The 4,522-nt window shown below is 62.1% G+C and carries 4 protein-coding genes and 1 pseudogene; 1 reads left to right on the top strand and 4 read right to left on the bottom strand.

Annotated features, from left to right (window positions below):
- From SOP85_RS30705 to SOP85_RS30715, 3 genes are all read right to left on the bottom strand, one after another.
- Positions 1 to 786: OprD family outer membrane porin (locus SOP85_RS30705; protein WP_323629366.1), on the bottom strand; the 786-nt coding region annotated here is incomplete at its 3' end.
- A gap of 228 nt (positions 787 to 1,014) precedes the next feature.
- Positions 1,015 to 2,664: a cation acetate symporter gene (locus SOP85_RS30710; RefSeq protein WP_323629367.1), complete on the bottom strand. Its 1,650-nt coding sequence runs from the start codon at positions 2,662 to 2,664 to the stop codon at positions 1,015 to 1,017.
- The gene (locus tag SOP85_RS30715; RefSeq protein ID WP_274078139.1) at positions 2,661 to 2,990 is read right to left on the bottom strand and encodes a DUF485 domain-containing protein; all 330 of its coding nucleotides are present in this window, start codon (positions 2,988 to 2,990) and stop codon (positions 2,661 to 2,663) included. The genes SOP85_RS30710 and SOP85_RS30715 overlap by 4 nt, the downstream gene beginning before the upstream one ends.
- A gap of 390 nt (positions 2,991 to 3,380) precedes the next feature.
- Here SOP85_RS30715 and SOP85_RS30720 point away from each other — a divergent pair, with 390 nt between their 5' ends.
- Positions 3,381 to 4,337: a LysR family transcriptional regulator gene (locus tag SOP85_RS30720; protein ID WP_274078138.1), complete on the top strand. Its 957-nt coding sequence runs from the start codon at positions 3,381 to 3,383 to the stop codon at positions 4,335 to 4,337.
- A gap of 36 nt (positions 4,338 to 4,373) precedes the next feature.
- Here the strand turns inward: SOP85_RS30720 and SOP85_RS30725 are convergent.
- A pseudogene (locus SOP85_RS30725) lies at positions 4,374 to 4,522 on the bottom strand (pyrroloquinoline quinone biosynthesis protein PqqE); the annotation flags it as partial.

The following is a 4,522-nucleotide window of genomic DNA, read 5'->3' on the forward strand; positions in this document are numbered from 1 at the left end:
GTCGCTGGAACGGGCGTAACGCAGGTCGGTCTTCAATGACTGGCCGCTGGTCACCGGCCACACGTAGGTCAGGTTGACCATGTGCTGGTCGTAGAAATTGTCGAGATGGCCGTAGGCGTAGCCGGTGGCGAGGTTGCCGGTCCACTTGTAGTTCAGGCTGGCGAAATCGAAGCTGTCGCTGGTGGCATGGCGGGACGTGATGCCCTTGGCGCCGGTGCGGGTGATGCCCATGTCCTCGTAGTCCGATGAGTCGCGCTGATTGACCTGCGTCAGCCGACCGGCATCCACGGTCAGGCCTTCGAGTTCGAGCGAGGTCAACTGACCGCCCTTGAAGGTTTGTGGCAACAGCCGTGAATCGTTGGCCAGTACCGTCGGCAGTTTCGGCAGCAGCGTGCCGAGTTTCAGTGTGCTTTTCGAGGCGCGCAGTTTGGCGGTCAGGCCCAGTTCGCCGTATTCGTCCTGGGCACCTTTGCGCGTATCGCTGTGGCGTTTGAGCAGGCCGGAACCGGCGCGATCGGGGCTCGAATCGAGCTTGACGCCGAGCAGACCGATGGCGTCGAACCCCACGCCGACCAGACCTTCGGTAAAGCCTGACTCATAGCGCAGCAGGAACCCCTGGGCCCATTCCTCCTGTTTCGATTGGGCGGCGTTGGTCTGGCGATAATCCCGGTTGAAGTAAAAGTTGCGCAGTTCCAGGCTGGCCTTGCTGTCTGCCAGGAAATCCGCATGGACGTGGGTGGCAAGGCTGCTGCCTGCCAGGAACAGGGTGAAGAGGGTAGGTTTCATTGCTTGTCTCTTGTTGTTATGGGCAGTGTTGTTATGGGCAGTGTTGTTATGAGCAGTGTTGTCATGAGCAGTGTTGTCATGAGCCAGCCGTTCCCGCACTGGCCGGGGCCGGTGGCGGGAAGGCTGGTTGAAGGTGCCCTGCGCCGGGCGGCGCAAGGCGGGAGTAAAAAAGCGCGAAGCAAAGGAGCGGACTCGCGCTCGGGGCCGGTGCCCCGCAATGCTGCAGCGTTAGTGACTGCTGGCCATGGCAGCCCCCAGGCCGGTCTGGGCGCGGACGAACTGATCGGCATAGGCCGCGCGCTCACGGTCGGCGCGCTCGCTGCGGTCCAGCCTGGACGCCACCACGATGACCAGGAAGGCCAAAGGCATGGAGAACAGCGCCGGCTGGTCGTAGGGGAAGATCGCCTGGGCATGACCCAATACACCGACCCACACCGACGGCGACCCGATGACCAGCGCCAGGGCGCTGACCAGGCCGGTCAGGCCGCCGTAGAGGGCGCCACGGGTGGTCAGGCCACCCCAGTACATGGCCATGATCAGTACCGGGAAATTTGCAGAGGCGGCGATGCCGAACGTCAGGCCGACCAGGAAGGCGATGTTCTGGCCCTCGAACAGAATGCCGAGGGAGATCGCGACAATGCCCAGGCCGACAGTGGCGATGCGCGACACGCGCATCTCCTGCTTCTCGTCGGCCTTGCCCTTTTTCAGTACCGAGGCATACAGGTCGTGGGAGATCGCCGAGGCGCCAGCCAGGGCCAGGCCGGCCACGACTGCAAGGATGGTGGCGAAGGCGACGGCGGAGAGGAATCCGAGAAACAGATTGCCCCCCACCGCTTTGGCCAGGTGCATGGCCACCATGTTGCCGCCACCGATCATGGCGCCGCCCAGCTTGCCATCGACGTAGTACTGCGGGTCTGTGCCGACGATGACGATGGCGGTGTAGCCCAGGATGCACACCACGAGGAAGAAAAAGCCGATGAACACCGTGGCGAACAGCACCGATTTTCGCGCCTCCTTGGCATTGGGCACGGTGAAGAAACGCATCAGGATGTGCGGCAGGCCGGCAATGCCGAAGACCAGGCCAAGGGACAGTGACACCGCGTTGATCGGGTCGGCCAGCAAGGTGCCCGGCCCCATGATTTGCACGCCGCTGGCGTGCACCGCTACGGCTTGGGCCGACAGCGTCTCGAAGCTGAAGCCGAAGCGGCTCAGGGCCATCAGCATCAGGGTCGTTCCGCCCGCCAGCAGCAGGACCGCCTTGGTGATTTGCACCCATGTGGTGGCGAGCATGCCGCCGAAGATCACGTAGACCAGCATCAGCACGCCGACCACAACCACCGCCGTGCGATAGTCGAGGCCGAACAGCAGCTTGATCAACTGGCCGGCGCCGACCATCTGAACCACGAGGTAGCAGCACACCACTGTCAGCGAGCCGAGGGCGGCGAAGCTGCGTACGCGCGTCTGATCCAGGCGAAAGGAGACGATGTCGGCGAAGGTGTAGCGGCCCAGGTTTCGCAGGCGTTCGGCCATCAGGAAGGTGACGATGGGCCAGCCGACGAAGAAGCCAATGATGTAGATGAAGCCGTCATAACCCCGGGCGAACACCATGCTCGAGAGGCCCAGCAAAGTGGCCGCCGACATGTAGTCACCGGCGATCGCCAGGCCATTCTGGAAACCCGTGATACCGCCACCCGCGCTGTAGAAATCGGCAGCGGAGCGCGTACGCCGGGACGCCCACCAGGTGATCAGCAAAGTGGCAAGGACGAAGACGAAGAACATGCCGATGGCATGCACATTGAGCGGCTGCTTCTGCGCGGTGATGGTGTCGGCGTTGGCCAGCACAGGGCTGAGGGCGAGAAGGGTGAGTAGGCGTTTCATGCGCGGGTCTCCTGCAGGATCTGCGCGCTGAGCGCGTCGAAACGGGTGTTGGCGGTGTGCACGTACCAGGCGGTGAGCAACCAGGACAGCAAGATGATTGCCACGCCAACCGGCATGCCGAGGGTCAGGTGACTACCGTCGTACAGCGGCAGGTGCAGCCAGGCAGGTGCGAAGGCCACTACCATGATGAAGCTGTAATAGACGGCCAGGACCGCACCGCTCAGTGACCAGGCCAGCACTGAGCGCTGGCGGCTGAGGCGCTGGAATTCAGGATTGGCCCTGACCCGGGCGCAGGTCTGGACGTGGTTCGGATGGTCAGTCGTCATAGTGAGGCTCCGCTTTTAATTGTTGTTGTATGTCGGCCTTTTGAGGGGCGTACGGGTACCCGGGCGACGTCCCTGGGCGGGACATCACCTGAATGCTGCTGGAGTCGTTGCTGCCCTGGCGATCTTCCGGAGGCGAGGGGAACGCATGGCACCGGTTTGGTGCGACAGGGTGCCCGCCGGATGAGTCCTCGGCGGGGGCGAATGCGACAGTGATTGCGCTGCCGCGCAACAGCCAGTTTTCGCCTTGAAAACAGGTTTTTTACCCTGCATTCAGGCCGTTAGCCCTGATTGAAATCGGGGCCTTTCCGGTGGAGAAACGATGCTGGTCAAACCAGGCTGAATGCGAGTATATGTTGGCTAATTTCCAATAAGAATTGGCAGAAAAGCCTGATGAATATGCAAAATCGCACAACGCAAACTCACGTGAATTGGGACGATATGCGTTTCTTTCTCGAGGTCGCTCGTGCTCGCACCGCCAGTGGCGCAGCACGCCGCCTGGGGGTGGACTACACCACGGTTTCGCGGCGCATCCGCGCCCTTGAGCAAAGCCTTGGCGCGCTGCTTTTCGAGAAGTCCCGAGCGTCGGGTTTCGTCATGACTGTCGAGGGGCAGCGCCTGATCAGTCATGCGGAAACACTGGAAAGTACGCTGCTGGCAGCTTGTGGGGAGGTTTCAGGAACCACCGGGGGGCTCGCCGGGCACCTGCGCATCGGCTGTACCGAAGCCTTCGGCTCGTGCTTCATCACCTCGCAGATGAGTCACTTCATCATTCACTATCCGCATATCTCAGTGGACATTTTGCCGGTCCCGCACTTCGTCAACCTGTCACGACGCGAGGCGGACATTGCCATCACCCTGGAGCGTCCCGAGCGCGGTCCCTACGTGTGCTCGCGCCTATGCGACTACCGCTTGCGTCTGTATGCGACACCGGAGTACCTGGCCAATCATCCACCGATTACCCATAGCGAGGACTTGGCGAGTCACCCCTTCGTGACCTATGTCGAGGACCTGGCGTTCAGCTTCAAGCTGCTCTACCTGAACGATCTGCTGCCCGGCGCGCAAAGCCGCCTGCGTAGCACCAGCGTAGTCTCCCAGTATCATGCGGCGCTGGAGGGGCGCGCGCTGGCCATCCTTCCGTGCTTTCTCGCAGGACCCGACCCGCGCCTGTGCGAAGTATTGCCGGACCAGGTGGAGGTCACTCGACAGTTCTGGATGTACTACAGCGAGGACCTGCGCAAGCTCAAGCGGATCACCTTGGTCGCCGAATACCTGCGCGCCTGTGCGGAGCTCAATCATCCGCTGTTGATGGGCGAGTCGCGCGCGATGGCCTACTTGCCGTCACCCTGAGGTAGCAACGCTGATCCTCGGCTGACAGCATGTCATTCAACCGACCTTGACGATCAGCCGTGAGTTTCGTTCATTGCGAAAGGCCAGTTGTTCAATGGTCTGGGTCGCGTGCTCCGCCTCTTCGCGGGCCTTGAGGATCACGCCGTGTTGAGGCGACTTGCTGCACACCGGGTCGGCGTTGCTCG

Origin of the sequence: Pseudomonas sp. YuFO20 (assembly GCF_035064975.1) — a bacterium.
Taxonomy (GTDB): domain Bacteria; phylum Pseudomonadota; class Gammaproteobacteria; order Pseudomonadales; family Pseudomonadaceae; genus Aquipseudomonas; species Aquipseudomonas putida_AE.

Coding starts and splice junctions, on each gene's coding strand:
- SOP85_RS30710 (WP_323629367.1), bottom strand. CDS start 2,664: ATGAAACGCCTACTCACCCTTCTCGCCCTCAGCCCTGTGCTGGCCAAC.
- SOP85_RS30715 (WP_274078139.1), bottom strand. CDS start 2,990: ATGACGACTGACCATCCGAACCACGTCCAGACCTGCGCCCGGGTCAGG.
- SOP85_RS30720 (WP_274078138.1), top strand. CDS start 3,381: ATGAATATGCAAAATCGCACAACGCAAACTCACGTGAATTGGGACGAT.